The organism is Burkholderia cepacia (assembly GCF_001718835.1).
GTDB classification, from domain to species: domain Bacteria; phylum Pseudomonadota; class Gammaproteobacteria; order Burkholderiales; family Burkholderiaceae; genus Burkholderia; species Burkholderia cepacia_F.
This window is the reverse complement of record NZ_CP013443.1, coordinates 217,167-239,179: the sequence shown is the minus strand read 5'-3', so window position 1 is coordinate 239,179 and position 22,013 is coordinate 217,167. Positions and strand designations below refer to the sequence as shown.

15 protein-coding genes are annotated in these 22,013 nt (G+C 70.2%); 6 read left to right on the top strand and 9 right to left on the bottom strand.

The features are described 5' to 3' along the window. Positions 1-45 precede the first annotated feature (45 nt). The 7 genes from WT26_RS04340 to WT26_RS37085 all read right to left on the bottom strand — a co-directional run bounded on the left by WT26_RS04340 (position 46) and on the right by WT26_RS37085 (position 11,544). Positions 46-2,328, bottom strand: a complete 2,283-nt coding sequence (locus tag WT26_RS04340; RefSeq protein ID WP_069269792.1) for a tetratricopeptide repeat protein — start codon at positions 2,326-2,328, stop codon at positions 46-48. Then, on the bottom strand, positions 2,325-4,814 hold the full coding sequence (locus WT26_RS04335; protein WP_069269791.1) for a tetratricopeptide repeat protein: 2,490 nt from the start codon (positions 4,812-4,814) through the stop codon (positions 2,325-2,327). The genes WT26_RS04340 and WT26_RS04335 overlap by 4 nt, the downstream gene beginning before the upstream one ends. Further along, positions 4,811-7,309, bottom strand: a complete 2,499-nt coding sequence (locus WT26_RS04330; protein ID WP_069269790.1) for a tetratricopeptide repeat protein — start codon at positions 7,307-7,309, stop codon at positions 4,811-4,813. Before WT26_RS04330 ends, WT26_RS04335 begins: the two co-directional genes overlap by 4 nt. Positions 7,310-7,323: 14 nt before the next feature. Next, positions 7,324-8,529, bottom strand: coding sequence for a class I SAM-dependent methyltransferase (locus WT26_RS04325; protein WP_069269789.1), 1,206 nt, complete (start codon positions 8,527-8,529; stop codon positions 7,324-7,326). After that, positions 8,526-9,467 carry a UDP-glucuronic acid decarboxylase family protein gene (locus tag WT26_RS04320; protein ID WP_196774782.1) on the bottom strand — a complete coding sequence of 314 codons (942 nt, stop codon included), beginning with the start codon at positions 9,465-9,467 and terminating at the stop codon, positions 8,526-8,528. Before WT26_RS04320 ends, WT26_RS04325 begins: the two co-directional genes overlap by 4 nt. Then, the gene (locus WT26_RS04315) at positions 9,464-11,251 is read right to left on the bottom strand and encodes a tetratricopeptide repeat protein (protein WP_069269788.1); all 1,788 of its coding nucleotides are present in this window, start codon (positions 11,249-11,251) and stop codon (positions 9,464-9,466) included. Before WT26_RS04315 ends, WT26_RS04320 begins: the two co-directional genes overlap by 4 nt. A 125-nt stretch (positions 11,252-11,376) precedes the next feature. Continuing rightward, on the bottom strand, positions 11,377-11,544 hold the full coding sequence (locus tag WT26_RS37085) for a hypothetical protein (RefSeq protein WP_155123059.1): 168 nt from the start codon (positions 11,542-11,544) through the stop codon (positions 11,377-11,379). 80 nt (positions 11,545-11,624) lie between these two features. On the opposite strand from WT26_RS37085, the gene WT26_RS04310 reads away from it, so the two are divergent. Genes WT26_RS04310 through WT26_RS04285 form a run of 6 tightly spaced genes read left to right on the top strand, consistent with a single transcriptional unit; the run spans position 11,625 to position 19,757 of the window. Continuing rightward, a complete protein-coding gene (locus tag WT26_RS04310) occupies positions 11,625-12,410 on the top strand; it encodes a TylF/MycF/NovP-related O-methyltransferase (protein WP_059807347.1) in 786 nt (261 codons plus the stop codon). Beyond that, the gene (locus WT26_RS04305; protein ID WP_069269787.1) at positions 12,407-13,792 is read left to right on the top strand and encodes an NAD(P)/FAD-dependent oxidoreductase; all 1,386 of its coding nucleotides are present in this window, start codon (positions 12,407-12,409) and stop codon (positions 13,790-13,792) included. The genes WT26_RS04310 and WT26_RS04305 overlap by 4 nt, the downstream gene beginning before the upstream one ends. After that, positions 13,789-14,511 carry a WbqC family protein gene (locus tag WT26_RS04300; protein WP_088506297.1) on the top strand — a complete coding sequence of 241 codons (723 nt, stop codon included), beginning with the start codon at positions 13,789-13,791 and terminating at the stop codon, positions 14,509-14,511. Before WT26_RS04305 ends, WT26_RS04300 begins: the two co-directional genes overlap by 4 nt. A 10-nt stretch (positions 14,512-14,521) precedes the next feature. Next, positions 14,522-15,169, top strand: coding sequence for a class I SAM-dependent methyltransferase (locus WT26_RS04295; RefSeq protein WP_060153637.1), 648 nt, complete (start codon positions 14,522-14,524; stop codon positions 15,167-15,169). A 47-nt stretch (positions 15,170-15,216) separates the two neighbouring features. Beyond that, a complete protein-coding gene (rffA, locus tag WT26_RS04290) occupies positions 15,217-16,374 on the top strand; it encodes a dTDP-4-amino-4,6-dideoxygalactose transaminase (RefSeq protein ID WP_059705448.1) in 1,158 nt (385 codons plus the stop codon). Between the two features lie 2 nt (positions 16,375-16,376). Then, positions 16,377-19,757: a glycosyltransferase family protein gene (locus tag WT26_RS04285; protein ID WP_069269786.1), complete on the top strand. Its 3,381-nt coding sequence runs from the start codon at positions 16,377-16,379 to the stop codon at positions 19,755-19,757. Positions 19,758-19,775: 18 nt separating this feature from the next. Here WT26_RS04285 and WT26_RS04280 read toward each other — a convergent pair whose 3' ends face one another. Next, positions 19,776-20,081, bottom strand: coding sequence for a hypothetical protein (locus tag WT26_RS04280; protein ID WP_230461593.1), 306 nt, complete (start codon positions 20,079-20,081; stop codon positions 19,776-19,778). 144 nt (positions 20,082-20,225) lie between these two features. Next, positions 20,226-21,896: a methyl-accepting chemotaxis protein gene (locus WT26_RS04275; protein WP_069272250.1), complete on the bottom strand. Its 1,671-nt coding sequence runs from the start codon at positions 21,894-21,896 to the stop codon at positions 20,226-20,228. Between the last annotated feature and the right edge of the window lie 117 nt (positions 21,897-22,013).

Genomic DNA, 22,013 nt, shown 5'->3' with positions numbered 1-22,013 from the left:
AAGCAACGGCCGGCGCGGCGCGCCCATGCACGCCGCACCGCCCCCTTACCCGCGCGCCGCCGGCTCCCGCTCCGCGCGTTCGACGGCCGCGTCGACCATCTGCGCGAACGCCGTTTCCAGATGACGCGCAAAGCGCGCCGCGTCGCACAGCGGCGAACTCAGCAGGCGCTCGCGCAGCCCCGCGCGCACCGCCGCGAGCCGCGGCAGGTCGCTCGCGAATGCAGCCGCCTTCGCGACATAATCGTCGTCGTCCTGCGCAATCCATTCCGGCATGTCGAGCGTATGCAGGATGCTCTCGCCGATGTGCGACAGGAACCGCTCGCCGCGCCGCGTGACCAGCGGCACGCCCATCCACAGCCCTTCCAGGCTCGTCGTGCCGCCCGGATACGGGAACGGGTCGAGCGCGATATCGATGTCGTTGAACGCGCTCAGGTGCGCGAGCCGCGCCGAGCCGCCGCGCATCGGCAGGCGCTCCGCGGTGATGCCGTGCGCGGCGAACCGTGCGGCCAGGCTCACGCGCAGCGCCGCCTCGTCGAGCTGCGGCGATTTGAGCAGCAGGCGCGAGCCCGGCACCGCATGCAGCACGCGGGCCCACAGCGCGATCACCGCGTCGCCGAGCTTGTTCGCGTTGTTGAGGCTGCCGAACGTCACGCTCCCGCTGCCGGCAGCCGGCAGCGGTCCGACAGCAAGCGGCTGCTGCGGCGGCGTAAAGCACAGATAGCTGTCCGGCAGGCGCCACGGCCGCTCGACGAAATGCGCCTCCTCGCCGGCCGGCAGCACGTGGCGGTCGCCGATGATGTAGTCGATCTCGGCGATGCCGGTCGTCGCGAAATAGCCGAGCCAGGTCGCCTGCACCGGCGCGGGCTTCCACGCGAACAGCGGCAGGCGGTTCAGCGACGTGTGGCCGCTCAGGTCGATCAGGACGTCGATGCCGTCGCGCGCGATCAGGTCCGCCGCGGCCTCGTCGTCGAGCGCGGTGATGTCGCGCCAGACCACGCAGTGCCGCTTCAGCGCGGCCGTCGTGGCGTCCTCGCGCGACTGCGTCGCGTACGCGGCGAGCACGACCTTCGACGGATCGAGCGCCGCCGCCACGCCGAGCAGGAACACCGTGACCGGATGCGAGCGCAGGTCGCCGGACACGAGGCCGACGCGCAGCGTCCGCCCGCCGGCCGCGCGCGGCGCGTGCCGCCGCGGTGACGCCCGTTCCGCCATCCGCGCGCCGAATTGCATCGCATGGTCGAGCAGTTGCGCGGGCGGGCAGCGCTCGATGCTGGCCTGGTAGAACAGGCGGCCCGAGTGCGCGCCGGCATAGGACGGATCGAGCTCGAGCGCGCGATCGTAGCTCGCGAGCCCGGCCTCGAAGTGCCACAGCGTACAGAGAATTTCCGCGGACACGGCGTGCATGTGCGCGGTCTGGCCCGGCAGCGCGAGCGCGATCCGGCAGCTTTCGAGCGCTTCCGGCCGCTTGCCCTGCCGCACCAGCACCTGCGCCAGATGGTGATGCAGCTCGGCGCGGTCGGGCGCCGCGGCGATCGCGCGCCGCAGGCTCGCCGCGGCGCGCTCGAGATCGCCCGCGCGGTCGAAGGCGGCGGCGAGGTTGAGAAGGGCTTCGACGCTGCCGCCCTGCGACGCGCGCGTCAGGCTCTCGATCGCGGGCTCGAGTTCGTCGCGCTCGAACAGCAGGCTCCCGAGGCCGAGATGCGCCTGGTGCAGGTCCGGCTGCAGCTCGACCGCGCGCCGGTAGCAGCGCACCGCGTCGTCGAGCCGGCCTTGCGCGCGAAACACGTTGCCGCGGTTGTAGTGCGCGTCCGCATAGGCGGGCTCGAGCGCGATCGCCTTGTCGTATGCGCGCGCGGCGGCGTCGAGCTCGTCCTGGTCGCGCAGCGCGTTGCCGAGGTTGTTGAACGCCTGCGCGTAATCGGGGCGCAACGCGAGCGCCTGCGCGCAGCTCAGCATCGCGGCGTGCGGATCGCCCGCGTCGCGCAGCGCATTGCCGAGGTTGCTGTGCGCCTCCGCGTAGTCGGGCTTCAGCGCGACCGCGCGCCGGTAGGACGCGATCGCGTCGTCGAGCCGGCCGTGCGCGCGCAGCATGTTGCCGAAATTGTTCAGGTAGACCGGATCGGCGCGCAGCACGATCGACCGCTCCATCAATGCGATGCCGGCGGGAAACTGGCCGAGCTGGCACGCGAGCAGGCCGAGGAAATGCGTCGCGTCGGGCTGGTCGGGCTCGCTGCGGCGAATCGCTTCGTACAACGCGCACGCGTCGGCCAGGCGGCCGGCCTGATGATGCGCGAGCGCCGCGTCCAGCTGCCGGGCGATGTCGCTCATCGCGCGTCCCCGGCGCTCGCCTCACCCTTCGCGTAGACGTCCCACATGCCGTGCAGCGCATCCTCGAGGTTGCGCGCAAAGCGCGCCGCATCGCACAGTGGCGACGCCAGCGTGCGCTCGCGCAGCGTGGCGCGCAGCGTCGCCAGCCGGTCGCGGTCGCGCGCGAACGCGACCGCCTTCGCGAGGTACGCCGCTTCGTCGGCCGCGATCCAGTCGCCCATGCCCGCCGCGTGCAGCAGGCTTTCGCAGATGTGCGTGACGAACCGGCTGCCCTTCATCCCGATCACCGGCACGCCCATCCACAGCGCTTCGGCCGTGGTCGTGCCGCCCGGGTACGGGAACGGGCTGAGCGCGATGTCGATGCGGTTGTACGCGCCGAAGTATTCCGCGCGCGGCGAGCCGCCCTCGAGGATCAGCCGGTCCGCGCCGATGCCGTGCCGGGCGAAACGATCGAGCGTCGCCTGGTTCAGGTCGCCGGTGCCCAGCTCGAACGCCTTCAGCAGCAGGCGCGCGTCCGGCAGCGCATGCAGGATGCGCGACCACAGCGCGACGACGTCGTCGCTGATCTTGGTCAGCTTGCCGAAGCAGCCGAACGTGACGCCGCCGCCCGCCGCCATCGGCAGCGGGCCGACCTCGACGTCGTACGGCGGCGGCGTGAAGCACAGGTAGCTGTCCGGCAGCCGCCACGGCTTCTCGACGAAGTGGTGCGCCTCGTCAGCCGGCAACGTATGCGCATCGCCGATGAAATAGTCGATCGCGCCGCAGCCCGTCGTCGCGAAGAAGCCGAGCCAGCTCGCCTGCACCGGCGCGGGCTTGTGCCCGAAGATCGGCACGCCGCTCCAGTTGGTGTGGCCGGCCATGTCGATCAGGATGTCGATGCCGTCGTCGTGGATCACCTGCGCGGCCTGCTCGCGGCTCATGCAGGTCAGCTTCGTCCAGCTCGCGAAGCCGGGCTTGAGCCGCGCGGTCACCTCGTCCTCGACGACGAAGGTCACGTACGCATGCGGCTCGATGCGCGACCGGTCGAGCCGCGCGAGCACGCTTTCCAGGAAGATGCCGACCGGGTGCTGGCGCAGGTCGCCCGACACGAAGCCGACGCGCAGCGGCCGCCCCCGCGCCTGCGCGACGCGCGCTGCGCGGTCGTGCACGAACGGGACGGCGTCGCGCGCGAGATATTCGCCGTAGCGGCGCGCTTCCGCGACCCACTCGTCCGGCGTGAACGCCGGCGAGCTCGACATGTTGAACATCAGCCGCGCGTACGCGCGATACGGGTCGTGCTCGATCGCCACGCGGAACGCGTCCATCGCGCCGGCGAAATCGCGCTTCGCCCACAGGATGTCGCCGAGCGTCAGCTGGATCTTCACGGGATCGACGCCGAGTTCCCGCGCGATCTCGTAATGCTTCATCGCCTCGTCGAGCTTGTCGAGCCGGAACAGCGCGGCGGCGAGGTTGTGATGCGCGTCGGCATCGTCGGGGTTCAGGTCGATCGCGTGCCGGTGGCTCAGCTCCGCGGCGGCCATCCGGTCGAGGTTGTGATACGCGAGGCCGAGGAAGTTGTACGCGTCGGCCAGTTCGGGATCGAGCTCGATCGCGCGCCGGCACTGCTGCACCGACTGCTCGTATTCGCCCTGCTGGCCGCGCACTTCGCCGAGCCGCGCCCAAGCCTGCGCATGCGCCGGGTCGATCGCGACCGCCTGCTCGAACAGCTTGCGCGCGTTGTCGAAATCGTTCATGCCGCGCAGCAGTTTGCCGAGCACGTAGTGCGCGTCCGCGTCGTGCGGATCGAGCCCCGCGCGCGCATGCTCGACCGCCCCGTGCGGATCGCCGGCCGCGATCAGCGTCGCGCTCAGCCCCTGGTGCGCGACGCGAAATCCGGGCTGCAGCGCGAGCGCGCGGCGATAGGCGTCGGCCGCCGCGTCGAGCTTGTCCTGCGCGCGCAGCGCGTTGCCGAGATTGTTGTACGCCTGCGCGTACTGCGGGTCGTGCGCGACCGCCTTGCCGTAGCTCGCGGCCGCCGCTTCGTGCTCGCCCAGGTCATGCAGCGCATTGCCGAGGTTGTTGTACGCCTGCGCATAGCCGGGACGCAGCTCGATCGCGCGCGCGCAGCTCGCCATCGCGGCCGCCGGATCGCGCGCATCGCGCAGCGCGTTGCCGAGGTTGTTGTGCGCCTCCGGATAGTCCGGACGCAGCGCCACCGCGCGGCGGTAGTGCGCGATCGCGTCGTCGAGCCGACCGCATTCGCGCAGCATGTTGGCGAGGTTGTTGAAGTACGACGCGTCCGGCCGCTCGACGAGCGATTGCTGCATCAACGCGATCCCCGCGTCGTACTGCTTGAGCTGGCACGCGAGCAGCCCGAGGAAATGCAGCGCGTCCGGCTGGCCCGGCTGCGCGGTGAGAATCGCGTCGTACAGCGTCTTCGCTTCCGCGAGACGTCCCGCCTGATGATGCGCGAGCGCGGACTGCAGAGTGTCGTGAATATCGTTCATGCTTCGTTAGCCGTGTCCGTATAGCGTTGCCACATGCCGAGGAACGCCGCTTCGAGATGCGCCGCGAACCGGCGCGCGTCGCACAGCGGCGACGCGAGCAGCCGTTCGCGCAGCCCGGCGCGCAGCGCCGCGAGCCGCTCGCGGTCGCGCACCGCGTCGATCGCCTTCGCGAGATAGGCGTCCTCGTCGTCCGCGATCCAGTCGCCCATCCCCGCCGCGTGCAGCACGCTCTCGCAGATGTGCGTGACGAACCGGCTGCCCTTCACGCCGAGCACCGGCACGCCCATCCACAGCGCTTCGGCCGTGGTCGTGCCGCCCGGGTACGGGAACGGGCTCAGCGCGACGTCGATGCGGTTGTACGCGGCGAAATAGTCGGCGCGCGGCGTCGCGCCCTCGAATTCGAGCCGGGCCGCGTCGATGCCGTGCCGCGCGAAGCGCGCGATCGTCGCGTCGCGCACGCTCGCGCGGTCGAGCTCCTGCGCCTTGAGCAGCAGCCGCGCCGCCGGCAGTTCATGGAGCAGCCGCGACCACACGCGCACGACGTCGTCGCCGATCTTCACGAGCTTGCCGAAGCAGCCGAATGTCGGATGGCCGCGCGCCGCCATCGGCAGCGGGCCGACCGCGACGTCGTACGCCGGCGGCGTGAAGCACAGCCAGCTGTCCGGCAGCCGCCACGGCTTCTCGACGAAGTGATGCGCCTCGGCGTCCGGCAGCGTGCAGGCATCGCCGATGAAGTAGTCGATCGCGTCGCAGCCGGTCGACGCGAAGAAGCCGAGCCAGCTCGCCTGCACCGGCGCGGGCTTCCAGCCGAACACGGCGAGCCCGCTGTCCTGCGTGTGGCCCGCGAGGTCGACGAGGACGTCGATCCCGTCGTCGTGAATCATCCGCGCGGCCGCGTCCGGGGCGCGCCCGGCGATCGAGCGCCAGCCTCCCGCATGCGGCTTCAGCCGCGCGGTGATCGCGTCCTCCTCGTCCGACGTCACATAGACGCGCAGGTCGATGCGCGTGCGATCGAGGTGCGCGAGCACGCTTTCCAGGAAGATGCCGACCGGGTGCTGGCGCAGGTCGCCCGACACGAAGCCGACGCGCAGCGGCCGCCCTTGCGCGCGCGCGGCCCGCGCGCGCGGATCGTGCACGTAGCGCGTCGAACGCGCGGCCAGGTGCCGGCCGTAGCGCCGCGCATCGTCCAGGTAGTCGGCGGGGCTCACGCACGCGGACGCCGCCGCGCTGAACAGCAGCCGGCCCAGCACTTCGGCCGCGCCGTCGTCGGCGTCGTCGCGCATCCGTGCAAGCGCGTCGCGATACGCGGGGACCGCCGCGTCGACGTTGCCCTGCGCGCGCAGGATGTCGCCGAGATTGACGTACATCGATGCGCTCGGCGCGCCGGCGTCCAGCGCACGCCGGCAATACGCGAGCGCCTCGTCGAGCCGGTTCAGCTTGAGCAGCACGACCGACAGGTTGTGGCACGCGCCGGCGTCCGCCGGATTCAGTGCGACGGCCGTGCGATAGGCGGCCTGCGCCGCGTCGAGTTGCGCCAGCCCGTGATAGGCGTTGCCCGCGTTGTTGTGCGCGTCGCCGAGGTCCGGCGCGAGCCGGATCGCGTCCTGCGCGTGCGCGAGCGCTTCCGCGTAGCGCATCTGCCGGCGGCGCACGCCGCTGAGGTTCGCGTGCGCGACCGCCATCGACGCGTCCAGTTCGATCGCCCGGCCAAAGTGCGCGGCGGCGCCGTCGAGGTCGCCGGTGTCGCGCAGCAGGCCGGCGAGATTGTTGTGGACGCTCGCATCGCCGCTTTCGGCCGCGATCCGCAACGTGCTCACGGCTTCGTCCAGTGCGCCCTGCGACCATTGCACGAGGCCGAGGCCGTGACGCGCGACGTGCAGGCCGGGCTGCAGCGCGAGCGCGCGGCGATAGGCGTCGGCCGCCGCGTCGAGCTTGTCCTGCGCGCGCAGCGCGTTGCCGAGATTGTTGTACGCCTGCGCGTACTGCGGGTCGTGCGCGACCGCCTTGCCGTAGCTCGCGGCCGCCGCTGCGTGCTCGCCCAGGTCATGCAGCGCGTTGCCGAGGTTGTTGTACGCCTGCGCGTAGCCGGGACGCAGCTCGATCGCGCGCGCGCAGCTCGCCATCGCGGCCGCCGGGTCGCGCGCATCGCGCAGCGCATTGCCGAGGTTGTTGTGCGCCTCCGGATAGTCCGGACGCAGCGCCACCGCGCGGCGGTAGTGCGCGATCGCGTCGTCGAGCCGGCCGCATTCGCGCAGCATGTTGCCGAGGTTGTTGAAGTACGACGCGTCCGGCCGCTCGACGAGCGATTGCTGCATCAACGCGATCCCCGCGTCGTACTGCTTGAGCTGGCACGCGAGCAGCCCGAGGAAATGCAGCGCGTCCGGCTGGCCCGGCTGCGCGGTGAGAATCGCGTCGTACAGCGCCTTCGCTTCGGCGAGGCGCCCCGCCTGATGATGCGCGAGCGCCGCCTGCAATGCCTGTGCGGTTCCGTCCATCTCGTCTGCCCGGCTCAATACGGATGCGGGTCGCGTCCGAAATCGATCAGGCTGCCGCCGTGCTCGATCATCACGGCCGACGCCGCGATCCCTTCGCGGGACATCTCGGCGACGATGTCGCGCGCGCGCCACTGGGTCGGGATGATGATGACGTCGGCCGGCTCGGTTTTCAGCGCGTCGCGGAACACGATCTGCTGCCCGGTGCCCGGCACGTAGGTGCCGACCTTGTCGGGATCGGAATCGACGACGAGCGGGAAGCGGCCCGCGTCGGCGTCGAAGTAATGGATGAACGCCGCCGCCTTGCCGGTGCCGCCCCAGATCGCGACCCGCCGGCCCGACGTCGCCAGCTCGGCGAGCTGTTGCGCGATGCCCGCGCGATGCTCGACCGTGCGGGCCGCGAAGCCCGCCGCCGCGCCGGCGCGCGCGCGCACGGGCGCCGGCACGCCGAGCCGGACCAGCGCGTAGACGACTTCGCCGTCGTAGCCGTGCGCGAGCGTGACGATCTCGCCGGCGCGCGCCATCAGCGCGCGGAACGATTCGGTCGTGAACTGCGACACGTGCTCGTAGAAGAAATCCGCAAGCCGCTCGGTCTCGAACACGCGGTCGATGCACGGCACCTCCGCGAACAGCCAGCACGGGTTCGGCTGGCTCGCCGCGCCCCACGCGAGCTGCTCGACGAGCTTCGCCGGCTCGGTCAGGTGTTCGAGCACGTGGCGGATCACGATCGCGTCGGGCTTGAACGCCGCCATGTCGGCGAGCGGTTCGAACAGGCGCGCGTGGAACTCGATGCCGTTGCCGGTGCCGACGCTCGCGTTCGGATCGAAGCCGATGAAGCGCCCGCCGTCGCTCGCCTGCGCGAGGCCGCGCACGAAATGCGCTTCGCCGCAGCCGATCTCGACGACCGTCGGCGCGGCGCACAGGTTGCCGAGCAGCAGGTCGCGCGTGGCCGCCAGATGCCCCTTCCAGATGCCGCCGTTGTTGAACATGCGGTTCGGATTGCTCTGGTACGGAATCGCGTCGTAACGGAAGCGGTGATTCCACACGTGCGAGCAGCGCGGGCATTGCACGAACTCGAGCGCATGGCGCGGCAGCGCGCGCGCGCTTTCGGCAGAATCCGGCCACGCGAGCGTCGCCAGCGTGCAGGCGCCGGCATCGAAGAACGGCGCGGCGACCGCGTGCGCGCAGACGGGGCAGGCGGCGTCGATCAGTGTGAGACTCATGCTTTCACCAGGTTGCGGAAGTAGGCGATCGTTTCCTTCAGGCCGTCCTCGAGTTGGACGCCCGGCTGCCAGTCGAGCCGCTGGCGCGCGCGGCCGATGTCGGGCCTGCGCTGGTGCGGATCGTCGGTCGGCAGCGGCCGGAATTCGATGCGGCTCTTCGAGCCGGTCAGGCGCAGCACGCATTCGGCCAGCTCGCGGATCGTGATCTCGCTCGGATTGCCGAGGTTCATCGGCCCGGTGTCGTCGTCCTGGTCCATCATCCGCACGAGCCCTTCGACGAGATCGTCGACGTAGCAGAACGAGCGCGTCTGCCTGCCGTCGCCGTACAGCGTGATCGGCTCGCCGCGCAGCGCCTGCGTGACGAAGTTCGACACGACGCGGCCGTCGGCCGCGTGCATGCGCGGGCCGTAGGTGTTGAAGATCCGCACCACGCGGATGTCGACGCCGTACTGGCGGTGATAGTCCATGAACAGCGTTTCCGCGCAGCGCTTGCCTTCGTCGTAGCACGCGCGCGGCCCGTTGGGATTGACGTTGCCCCAGTAGCTCTCCTGCTGCGGATGCTGCTGCGCGTCGCCGTAGACCTCGCTCGTCGAGGCCTGCAGGATGCGCGCGCCGCACCGCTTCGCGAGGCCGAGCATGTTGATCGCACCGAGCACGGCCGTCTTCACCGTCGACACCGGGTCGCTCTGGTAATGGACCGGGCTCGCGGGGCACGCCATGTTGAACACGCGGTCCGCCTCGACGTACAGCGGCAGCCACACGTCGTGACGGATCACCTCGAAATTCACGCGGCCGATCAGGTGTGCGATGTTCCGCTTGCTGCCGGTGTGGAAGTTGTCGACGCACAGCACGTCGTCGCCGGCCGTCACGAGGCGCTCGCACAGATGCGAACCGAGAAAGCCGGCGCCTCCGGTGATCAGGACCGATGCGCCGTTCACGCGGACGCTTCCGGCGCGGCTTCGACGTGGCGCGCCCACATCGCGTGCAGCGCGTCCTCGAAATTGCGGGCGAAGCGGGGCGCATCGCACAGCGGCGACGCGAGCACCTGCGCGCGCAGCGTCGTGCGCAGCACCGCCAGCTCGGCCGGCTTGGCCGTCTGCGCGACGGCCTTCGCGACGTACGCGTCGTCGTCGTCAGCGATCCACTCGGGCAGCCGCGCCGCATGCAGCAGGCTCTCGGCGATGTGCGACAGGAACCGGTCGCCGCGCCAGCACAGCACGGGCACGCCCATCCACAGCGCTTCGGCGGTCGTCGTGCCGCCCGGGTACGGGAACGGGCTCAGCATCAGGTCGACGCGCCGGTACGCGGCCAGGTACTCGGCGCGCGGCGAGCGGCCTTCGAGGATCAGGCGCGACGCATCGATGCCGTGCGCCGCGAAGCGCGCGGCGAGCGCCTGCTGTTCGCGCGGATCGTCGAGATGCTCCGCCTTCACGAACAGCTTCGCGCCCGCGACCGCCTGCAACACGCGCGACCAGACCGCGACGACGCGATCGGTGATCTTCGCGAGCTTGCCGAAATAGCCGAAAGTCGGATGGCCGTTCGCGAGCATCGGCAACGCGCCGACGTCGATCGCATCGGCCGGCGGCGTGAAGCACAGATAGCTGTCCGGCAGATGCCACGGCCGCTCGGTGAAATGCGCGGCCTCGGCGGGCGGCAGCACGTGGCGATCGCCGATCACGTAGTCGATCGCGCGCACGCCCGTGCTCGCGAAGTAGCCGGGCCAGCTCGCCTGCAGCGGCGCCGGCTTCCACGCGAACAGCGGCAGGCGGTTGTAGATCGTGTGGCCCGATGCGTCGAGCAGGACGTCGATGCGGTCCGCGCGGATCCGCGCGGCCGCCGCCTCGTCGCTCAGGCCGGCGACGCAGGTCCACGTCGAGAAAGTCGGCTTGATGCGGGCCGTGACGTCGTCCTCGACGTCGCGCGTCGGGTACGCATGCATCTCGACCCGGTTCGCGTCGAGATGCTTCAGCATGCTCTCGATGAAATAGCCGACCGGGTGCGACTTCAGGTCGCCCGACACGATGCCGACCTTGAGCGGCCGCCCGACGCGCGCGGTCAGGTCGACGAGCCAGTCCGTCCACGGCTTCGCGCGGCGCGTGACGAGTTCGTCGTAGCGTGCGGCCTCGGCGAGATACGCGTCATGGTCGAACGCGTCGCCGTAGTGGCTCGCGAACAGCAGGTTGCTGCGCGGCTCCGGCAGTTCGGGTTGCAGCGCGATCGCGTGCCGGTATGCCTCGAGCGCGGCCGGAATCTCGTTCACGTCGAACAGTGCGTTCGCAAGGTTGTTGTAGGCCTTGGCGTTGTCCGCGTTCAGCGAGATGGCCTTGCAGAACGAATCGACGGCCGCGCGGGCGTCGCCGGCGAGCCGCTGCGCGTTGCCGAGGTTGTTGTACGCGTCGACGTAGTCGGGCCGCAGCTCGGTCGCGAGGCGGAAGCACTCGGCGGCGGCGGCATGGCGGTTGTCCGCCTGCATCACGTTGCCGAGGTTGTAGTAGTAGATCGCCTCGGGCTTGACCTCGATCGCCGCCATGATCAGGCTGGACGCCTCCTGATAGCGCCCGTACTGATGGCCGATCAGGCCGAGGAGGTGGAGCGCGTCCGCGTGCCGGGGATCGGTGTCGAGGATCTGCCGGTACAGCGTCTCGGCCTCTTCGAGGCGGTCGGCCTGATGGTGCGCCAGCGCGTGTTCGATCGTGGCGGTGGCGGGGGAAATGGGCATCATGAGATCTGTCGTCCTGCTAGGGTCTGTTCACGCTGGTAACGGGCTTGCGGACGTGCGGCGCCGCGCACGGACAGTCCCCGACGTGTCCGAATTCTCTCCGCGCGCAGCGCGTTCCAATCCGGCGATCAGGTGCCGGAATTGGTCGCATTTCCCGCGACTGCAAGCCCGCCGAAATCCTCGCCGAACACCGCGCATCCATCGAAATGCGGGGTGAAATGGGCCGCTAATCCGACATTCGATCCTGACGGGCGGCCGATAGACTTGATCGTAGAAAGATGTCCGACTTGCGACATGCGGACGGCCGTGCATCCAGATGCCCGCGCAGCGCTCACGCGTTCGTCCGGTCTCACCCTTTGTGCCTGGAGCCTTGTGTATGCACGAATCAGCGATCATCACCAACGCAGACGGCGATCAGCTCGCGGCGCGCCGCGAACTGTTCGACCTGATGCAGACCTATCCTGCGACGCGCGAGGAACTGGAACGCTCGCTCGGCCTGTTCGTGCGCGGCTCGCTGCTCGCGCGCATCCTGGCGACGTTCGAGGTGTACCAGCGGATCGTGCCGCTGCCGGGCGCGATCCTCGACATGGGCACGTGGCGCGGGCAGACCGCCGTGCTGTGCGAGAACTTCCGCGCGATTCTCGAGCCGCTGAACTTCCAGCGCCGCATTCACGCATTCGATACGTTCACGGGCTACACGGGCTTTGCCGAGAGCGACGCGCGCGACCGCAAGCTGTTCTCCGACGGCACGTACTCGCTGTCCGGCGAGTACGCCGACCTGCTGCGCAAGCTGCTGAACCTGCACGAGCGCAACAACGCGATGGGGCACGTGCATGACAAGCACCGCGTGTGGGAAGGCGACTGCCGCGACACGCTGGCGGCGTTCGACGAAGCGCATCCCGGCGAGATGGTCGCGCTCGCGTGGTTCGACCTGAACGTGATCGAGCCGACCCGGCATGCGTTCGAAGCGGTGATGGAGCGGCTGGTGCCCGGCGGCGTCGTCGCGTTCTGGCAGCTCACCCGCGGCGGCCAGTTGCCGGCCGAAGGCATCCATTACCTGCGCGACCTGCTCGGCAATCGCCCGCACCAGATCCACAAGGCGGCGGCGTATCCGTCGCTCTGCTACCTGTCGTTCCCCGAAGGCGGAGGCGCACGCAAATGAAGATCGCAATCCTCGGCAACGGCATTCTCGGCCTGATGACGGCCCGCGCATGGCAGCAGGCCGACCCGGGCGTCGAGCTCGTCATCGTCGGCCACGCGCATCGGCCCGGCTCGGCGACGCGCGCGGCGGCGGCGATGCTGAACTCCTTCACCGAGCTGGAAGGCGACTCGCTCGGCACGCCGATCGACCGCTTCAAGTTCGAACTGAGCCGCGCGGCGACGGCGGCGTGGCCCGCCGTGTTCGCCGAAATCTGCACGCCGGAGCGCGCGGTCGCGCACGGCTTCGGCACCTTCGTGCTGAACAACGCGGCGACCGACGCGCTCGACGACGAGAACTTCGCGGCGATGCAGCGGTTCTGCCGGGAATTCGAGGAGCCCTGCGAGGCGATCGATCCGTCAGGCATCCCGAACTATCACCCCGACCCGCGCTATCGCGCGCTGAAGGCGGTGTTCCTGAAGCGTGAAGGCTGGGCCAATCCGAAGCAGTTTCTCGACGCGCTGACGGCGTCCGTCGCGCAGGTCGGCAACGTGCGCTTCATCGACGCCGAAGTCGAGCGGCTCGACACCGCCGGCGGGCGCGTCGTCGCGGCGCGGCTGTCCGACGGCAGCGTGCTCGGCGCCGACCGCTTCATCCTCAGCAACGGCGCCAACCTGACGCGCGTGCTGCAGGCGAGCCTGCCCGAGCTGCCGGTGCAGCGGATGTTCTACGGCATCGGCATGTCGGTCGAGCTGCAGAGCGCCGAGAACGTGCACACGCACTGCGTGCGCACGACCAACCGCGGCCTCGCGTGCGGCGTGTATTCGGCGCCGTACGGGCCGGACCGGACCCTCGTCGGCGCCAGCAACTACATCAGCCCGGTGCCGCACGAGCACGGCCACGCCGGCAGCGCGTACACGCTGCTGAAATCCGCGATGGACCAGATCAACACCCGCTTCTCGCGCGCGAACCTGGTCAACGTCAACGTCGGCTGGCGGCCGACGACGTCCGACCTGTATCCGCTGTTCGGCGAAACCAGCGTGCGGGACCTGTGGATACTCGGCGGGACCAAGCGCGACGGCTTCCACCTGTCGCCGGTGCTGTGCCGCGACCTCGTCGCGGCGATGCGCGGCCAGCCGATCGACCCGCGCTACGCGGAACTCGCGCCCGAGCGAAAGCTGATCCGCAACATGACGCGCGAGGCCGCAATCGCGAAGACGGTGCGCCATCAGATCAACGCGGCCTACCAGCACGATTTCGTGCCGGCGAGAAACCGCATGGTCGAGCAGCTCCGGAACGCGATGCGCGCGGACCTCGAAGCGCTGCACGACAGGCTGGGCGCGACGGACTGGGGCATTCCGCCCGAGCTCGTCGACATGTACCGGTACGGCCACATCCCGGCATGAGCGGTGCGCCCATGAACCGCGATGCGAAGCGGGTGGCGATCGTCCAGTCCAACTACATCCCGTGGAAGGGCTACTTCGACCTGATCGCCGCCAGCGACGAGTTCATCCTCTACGACGACGCGCAGTACACGCGCCGCGACTGGCGCAACCGCAACCAGATCAAGACGCCGCAGGGCGTGCAATGGCTGAGCGTGCCGGTGAAGGTGAAGGGCAAGTACCACCAGTCGATCCGCGAAACGGAAATCGACGGCGCGGACTGGGCGCCGCTGCACTGGAAGCGCCTGCAGCAGAACTATGCGCGCGCGCCGCACTTCGCGCGCTACGCGGACGAGCTCGAAGCGCTTTACACCGGCCGCACGTACGGGATGCTGAGCGAGCTGAATTTCGCGATGCTGACGTGGACCCTGCGGCAACTGGAGATCGACACGCGCGTGTCGTCGTCTTCGGACTACGAACTGCACGGCGACCGCACCGAGAAGCTGCTGAACCTGTGCGTGCAGGCGGGCGCGACCGAGTACCTGTCGGGCCCGGCCGCGCGCAGCTACCTGGACGAGAAGCTGTTCGCCGACGCCGGGGTCGCGGTGCGCTGGTTCGACTACCCGGCCTATCCCGAGTATCCGCAGCAGTGGGGCGACTTCGTCCACGGCGTGACGGTGCTCGACGTGCTGTTCAACTGCGGCCCCGACGCGCGCCGGTACGCGCTGACCTCGAAAGCGTGAGGTGATGCACATGAGCGAAACCCCGCATGCAAGCCTGCTGCAGGAAGTGGCCGCGTACTACAGCGCGCGGCTGGCGGAGCACGGCGCCACCGCGCGCGGCGTGGACTGGAACGGCGAAACCGGCCAGTTCCTGCGCTTCGAGCAACTGACGAAGATCCTGCCGGCGTCCGGCGGCCACTCGGTGAACGACATCGGCTGCGGCTACGGCGCGCTGGTCGATTTCCTGAAGGCGCGCGCGCTGCCGGACGGCTTCACCTATGCGGGCAACGACATCTCGTCCGACATGGTCGACGCCGCGCGGCAGCGCTACCGCGACGACGCGAACGTCGCGTTTCACGTCGGCGCGACGCCGCAGGCCGCGTCGGACTACGGGATCGCGTCCGGCATCTTCAACGTCAGGCGCGGTCACGGCGACGACGCGTGGCTCGACTACATCCACGCGACGCTCGACACGCTGCACGAGACGAGCCGCCGGGGCTTCGCGTTCAACTGCCTGACGTCGTATTCCGATCCGCCGTTCATGCGTCCGGACCTCCTGTACTACGCCGACCCGTGCGCGCTGTTCGATCGCTGCAAGCGCCGCTATTCGCGCCAGGTCGCGCTGCTGCACGACTACGGCCTGTACGAATTCACGATCCTCGTCCGCAAGGACGCCTGAGCGCGCCGCGCGGCCGATCGTCCCACCCCTTACCGCGGAGCCTGACCATGTTCGGCCCACCCAATCTCGACAGCATTCCGTTCGGCCGCCCGTTCGTGGTCGGCAAGGAGCTCTACTACATCGCGAAAGCGGTCGAGCAGGGCGGCCTCGCCGGCGACCAGGCGTTCACGAAGCTCTGCCACCGCTGGCTGGAAGCGCGCATCGGCTGCCGGCGCGCGCTGCTCACGCATTCGTGCACGGCCGCGCTGGAAATGGCCGCGATCCTCGCCGACGTGCAGCCCGGCGACGAAGTGATCATGCCGTCCTACACGTTCGTGTCGACCGCCAACGCGTTCGTGCTGCGCGGCGCGACGCCGGTGTTCGTCGACATCCGCCGCGACACGCTGAACCTCGACGAAACGCTGATTGCCGCCGCGATCACCGAGCGCACCCGCGCGATCGTGCCGGTGCACTATGCGGGCGTCGCGTGCGACATGGACGTGATCGGGCAGCTCGCGGCGGACCACGGGCTGTGGGTGATCGAGGACGCCGCGCAGGCGCTCCAGTCGACGTGGAACGGCAAGCCGCTCGGCAGCCTCGGCCACCTCGCGTGCCTCAGCTTCCACGAAACCAAGAACGTGATTTCCGGCGAGGGCGGCGCGCTGCTGGTCAACGACCCGCGCCTCGTCGAGCGCGCGGAGATCATTCGCGAGAAAGGCACCAACCGCAGCCAGTACTTCCGCGGGCAGGTCGACAAGTACACGTGGGTCGACGTCGGCTCGTCGTTCCTGCCGGGCGAGCTGATCGCGGCGTTCCTGTACGCGCAGTTCGAGCACGCGGACGTGATCACCGCGCAGCGGCGCGCGACCGTGCAGCGCTACCAGGACGCGCTGCAGCCGCTGCACGCGGACGGGCTGATCGAGCTGCCCGCGATTTCGCTCGCCGAGCGCGGCAACGGCCACATGTTCTATTTCCTCGCGCGCAACCTCGCCGAGCGCACCGAGCTGCTGCAGCAGATCCGCGCGCTGGGCGTGAACGCCGTGTTCCATTACGTGCCGCTGCACAGCTCGCCGGCCGGCCAGCGCTACGGGCGCCGCGGGTCCGCGCTGCCGGTGACGGACCTCGTCGCCGACCGGCTCGTGCGGCTGCCGCTGTACCACGACATGACCGAAGCCGAACAGGACCGCATCCTCGACGTGGTCTTCGATTTCTACCGCACCCGATAACGATGACGATTCCGACTTCCGGCCCGACGCACCGCGGGTCGCGCATCTTTGCGCGGCTCGACCACCCGTACTACGTCTGCGCGCCGAAATTCCGGCAGACGTCCGGCGGCGTCCGCGCGATGCACTACCTGTGCCACGTGCTGAACCTGCTCGGCCACGAAGCGTACGTCAACACGGATGGCGCGCATCCGGACCTGCGCACGCCGCATCTGACCAACGACGTCGCGCAGGCGCACGCCGACGCGCATCGCAGCCCGATCGCCGTCTATCCGGAAATCGTGTCCGGCAACCCGTTCGGCACGCGCTGCGTCGCGCGCTATCTGCTTGCCGAGCCCGGCCGCATCGAGGGCAACGCGATCGAGCTGCAGCCGAGCGACCTCGTGTTCACGTTCGGGCCGACGCTGGTGCCCGCGGGATGGCAGGCGGACCTGCTGCGCATGCCGCTGGTCGACACGCGCATCTTCAACAGCAACGGCGTCGACGACGCGCGCCGCAGCGGCACGGCCGTCTTCATCAACCGGCACCTGGTGCGCGGCGGCAGCCTGCACCCGGTCACCGCCGATTCGATCGAGATCTCGAACCGCGTGCCGGAACGCTCGGCGCACGAGCTCGCGGCGCTGTTTCGCCAGGTCGAATGCGTGTACATGTACGAGTGGTCGACCGCCGCGTTCGAGGCGCTGCTGTGCGGCTGCCCGGTCGTCTGCATCCTGAACGACGCGTCGATGCCGAAGGCCGAGCGCTGGGTGATGGACGGCAAGGGCATCGCGTGGGGGCTCGACGAAGAGGAAATCGCCCGCGCGAAGGCCACGGTTCACGAAGCGCGCGACGCGTACCTGCAGGAAGAGGAAACGTTCTGGCGGCAATTGCAGACGTTCGTCGACAAGACCCAGGCCCGCGCGGACGAACTGGACGCGCAGGCCGTTGCGGCCGGCGCCGCCGGCCGCGAGGCGGCCGCGCCGCGCAAGCGCATCGCGGTCGTGACCGCCGAGCCGGCCGCGCACGCGCGCGCCAGCGTGCGCTTCGTGCAGCCGTTCGCCAGGTTGGAACGCGAATGGGAGCTGAGCTTTCCCGTCACGCAAGCCGGCCTCGATGCGCACGCGCTGCAGCGCGCCGACCTGATCGTGCTGCAGGGTGACACGCCGGGCCTGCTGTCCCCGGCTGCGCTGGAACAGCTGTTCGCGCTCGGCAAGCCGGTCGTCTACGAGATCGACGCACCGCTCGACGCGCTGCTCGCCGGCGCGCCCGGGGCCGCCGACAACGCGCGCCGCAACACGAACATCCGCTACGCCGCGCAGCGCGCGCACGCGCTCGTCGTGCCGTCGGCGGATCTGGCCCGGCAGTACCGGCAGGTCAACGCGTCGGTCCATGTGCTGCCGACCGACATCGACGTCGAGCGGCTGTACCGCGCGGCGCCCGGCGTTCGCGACCACGTGAGCCTCGCGGTGTCCGGCGCCGGGCTCGACGCTCCCCGTCTCGAACAGGCCCGGCTGGCGCTGGCCGAACTGCGCCGCCGGTATCCGGGCAAGCTCCGCGTGTCGTTCGTCGGGCCGGCGCTGCCGGCCGGCTGGGACGGCGATCCGGACGTCACGCTGATCGCGTCGCCCGCGCCCTATGACGCGTATGCGGACCAGTTGAAGCGCGCCGAGCTCGACCTCGCGCTGGTCGCGGCGCCGCTCGCGCTGCGCGACGACGATCCGCCGCGCGAATGGCTCGAATACTCGGCGGCCGGCGCGGCCACGGTGCTCGTCGCCGCGCCCGCCACGGCGCTCATCGCCGCGCCCGCTGAAGGCAGCGCGATCGTCCACGGCCGCACCGGCTGGCTCGTCGCCGACGCCGCCGATGCGTGGGTCGACGCGATCGCGCACCTGATCGAGCATCCGCAGGCGCGCGCGCAACTCGCCGCAGCCGCGCAGGATGCGATCCGCGCGCGACACGACGTCGGCCGCAACGCCGCGCGCCACGGCGCGCTGTATGCGCGGCTGCTGGAGCAGAACCGGACGCCGGCGCCCGTCGCCGCGAGCGCGGACGCCGCGCCGCGCCGCAAGCGGCTCGTCGTGTACTCGGTCGAGCCGCCCGAAGGCGCGTCGGCGCGAATTCGCCTCGTGCAGCCGTTCGACCGGCTGCGCGACGAGTGGGAGCTCGTCTGGGGCATTCGCGACGGCCGGATCGACAGCAGCGTGCTGGCTGACGCCGACGCCATCCTGCTGCAGCGGATGACGCCCGGCGTGCTGACGGACGAAGGCCTGCGGGCCATCTTCAGCCTCAAGAAGCCGGTGATCTACGACACCGACGACCTGCTGACCGACCTGCCGGCCGCGCATCCGCTCGCCGCGCAAGGCGCGACGGCCCGCGCGGGGATCGAGTTCACGCTGCGCAACGCGGCTGCCGTGATCGTGTCGACGCCGTTCGCCGCGAGCCGCTACCGGATGGAGAACCCCCGCGTCCACGTGCTGCCCGACAGCGTGGACTTCGTCCGCTTCTACCGCCCCATGGCGACACGCAGCGACGACTGCGTGACGATCGGCATCGCCGGCGCGGCGCTGCGCGCCGACAACTTCGCGCTCGTCGACGCGGCGCTGCAGGCGATCTGCGCGCGCCATCCCGGCAAGGTCAAGGTGTGCTTCGCCGGCCCCGGCGCGCCCGCCGGCTGGGCCGCGCACCCGGCGGCCACGTTCGAGCCCGCGCTCAACGACTACGACGCGTACGCGCAACGCCTGAAGGAACAGCGCTGGGACATCGCGCTGCTGCCGCTCGCCGACGATGACTACCACGCCGGCAAGAGCACGATCCGCTGGCAGGAATACGCGGCGGCGGGCATCGCCGCGATCGTCAGCGACCGGCCCGCCTATCGCTTCGCGCTGAACGACGGCTGCGACGGCCTGCTGGTAGCCGATGCGCGCGAGGCCTGGATCGACGCGCTCGACCGGCTGATCGCGAACCCGGCGCTGCGCCGCGGGCTCGCGCGCACCGCGCAGGCGAAGGTCCGCAAGCATCACGCGCTGCAGCAGGCGCTGCCGCGCCATGGGCAGGTGTATCGGCAATGCGTCGACAAGGGCGCCGTCGCCAGCCCGCCCGCCCGGCAGGATGCGCCGATTCCGGGCGCGCTGATCCTCGACGCCGAAGGCGACCTCGACAAGGTCCGGCAGAGCCTGCAGGCCGTCGCGGCGCGGCCGGAACAGGACCTGCTGGCGGTCGTGCTGACCACGTCGCAGGCGCCGCTGCCCGAGTGGACCGACAAGGTGCGCTACCTGCACGCGGCCGCGCACGACTACACGGCCACCGTCGAGCAGCTCTGCGCGCTGCCGGCGTTCGACTGGACGCTGATCGTCGAGGCGGGTGGCGGGGAGGCGGCGCACGCGCCGGCGGATGCGGTGACGGCCTAGCGTACCCGGCTCACGGCGCTACGCCGTGGCCGCGGTCCCGCATTCGCCGTCGAGGCCGAGCCGCGCACGCGCGCTCGCAAGCGCGCGCTCGATCCACTCGATCGTCGAGCGCGTCGCCGCGCTGTCCGGGCTCGCCCGCAGCACGAGCCGCAGCCACGTCAGGCGTCGCGCAAGCATCGGCATCGCCAGCGCTTGCACGACCAGTCGCTGATCCCGGTCGGCCGCGTCGAAGCGCAGGCACGCGTCGGCGAGCGTCTCCACGGTGAGATCGGCGTTGGTCAGGCACGAGAAGAGGTTCATCAGGCAGGCAGCCGTCCCCGTCATGGCGAACGGCGTTCGAAAGAGGCGCGCCGGATCGCGCGCGGCTTCGGGCGGCTTGCGCGCGCGGCGGCACGGAATCCGCACCCCACGCGCCGGCCGGCTTCGCGCGGCCGCATCCGGGCCGCGCGTGCTGCGGCGCGGGCGGCGTCAGAACGTCTCCCATGCCGCGCCGTCGGGCGTCGAGACCGCCGTCATCAGCTTCGGCGGCCTGGGCGCCACGCGCGCGATCGCGGCGACGGCCGGCGCACGTGCCGGGGCGTGCGCCGGGGCACGCGCATCCGCGACGCTGAAAACGGCCATCGCATCCTTCAGGCTGTCCGCCTGATCCTCGAGCGAGCGCGCCGCGGCGGCCGCCTGCTCGACGAGCGCCGCATTCTGCTGCGTGACGTCGTCCATCTGCACGACCGCCTGATTGACCTGCTCGATGCCGCGGCTCTGCTCCTGCGATGCGGCGGCGATTTCGGCGACGATGTCGGACACCTGCTTGATCGCCACCTTCACCTGCCCCATCGTCGCGCCGACGTCGGTCGCCTGTTTCGCGCCGTCGTGGATCATCGCGACCGACGACGCGATCAGCTCCTTGATCTCCTTCGCGGCCGCGGCCGAGCGCTGCGCGAGCCCGCGCACCTCGGTCGCGACGACCGCGAAGCCGCGCCCCTGCTCGCCCGCGCGCGCCGCCTCGACGGCCGCATTCAGCGCGAGAATGTTCGTCTGGAACGCGATCGACTCGATCACGCCCGTGATGTCGGAAATCCGGCTCGAACTGGCGCTGATCTCCTCGATCGTGCCCACCATGCCGAGCACCGCGTCGTTGCCGGCGTCGGCGATGCCCGACGCGCGCGTCGCCAGCGTGTTCGCCTGCTGCGCGTTGTCCGCGTTGTGCTTCACCGTTTCCGCGAGCTCGGTCATGCTCGCCGCGGCCTGCTGGAGCGACACGGCCTGCTGCTCGGTGCGCGCCGACAAGTCGACGTTGCCGCTCGCGATCTGGTGCGCGGCGATCGTCACCGATTCCGCATTGCGCTTGATGCCCCGCACCGTATCGCCGAGCTGCCGGTCCATCACGGCCAGCGCGTCGAGCAGACGGCCGAATTCGTCGCGCGAATCGATGACGATCCCGTTCTCGAGCCGGCCGGCCGCGATCTCGCCGGCGACCCGCACCGCGCGATCGAGCGGCCGCGTGATCTGCCGCAGCAGGTAGGCCGATACGCCGACCGCGACCAGCACGCCGACGCCGACGAGCGCGATCGCGGCATAGAAGATCCGCGCGAACGTCGCCGCGCTGTCCTCCGCGAACGTTTTCGCCTGGACGATGTTCAGCGCGATGTTGTCGTCGATCGCGCGCCGCAGCGCGTCGGCGGTCGGCGCCAGCCGGTCGAACGCCGCGCCGGGCGCGTCGCTGCCGCTTTCCAGCATCGCGAGCGCGTCGTCCGTCCCGGCCCGGAAGCCGGGCAGCAAGTCCCGCATTCGCTCGGCGATCCGGCGCTCGCCATCGCTCGTGACCGCGTCCGGGAAATAGCGGGCCCACGTTGCGTCGAGCCGCGCCTGCTCGGCGCGCACCGTCGCGATACCGGCCCGGGTCCGCGCCGGGTCGCGATCGAGCTGCATCTGGCGCAATTTCAGCAGGATGCCGAATTCGGCGGCGCGGATTTCGGACAGTTCGCTGATCGGCACCGTATTGCCGGCATACGCATTGGCGACATTCGAATTGAGGCGGGCAAGGCCGTTGATTCCGAATACGCCGATCGCCGCCATCAGGGCGACGCAGGCAGCGAACGCGAGAACGACCTTGAATTTGATGCTGTGCGCAAAGTGCTTCATTTCAAGCCTCATCGTAAAAGTACGAATCAATGCAAAGTTGAATTTCCCCTTATGCATTCGTCGTTTACGGAGGTCTTTCGAATTTCTTTAATCCATTTATTTGCGCGTCACGTGGAA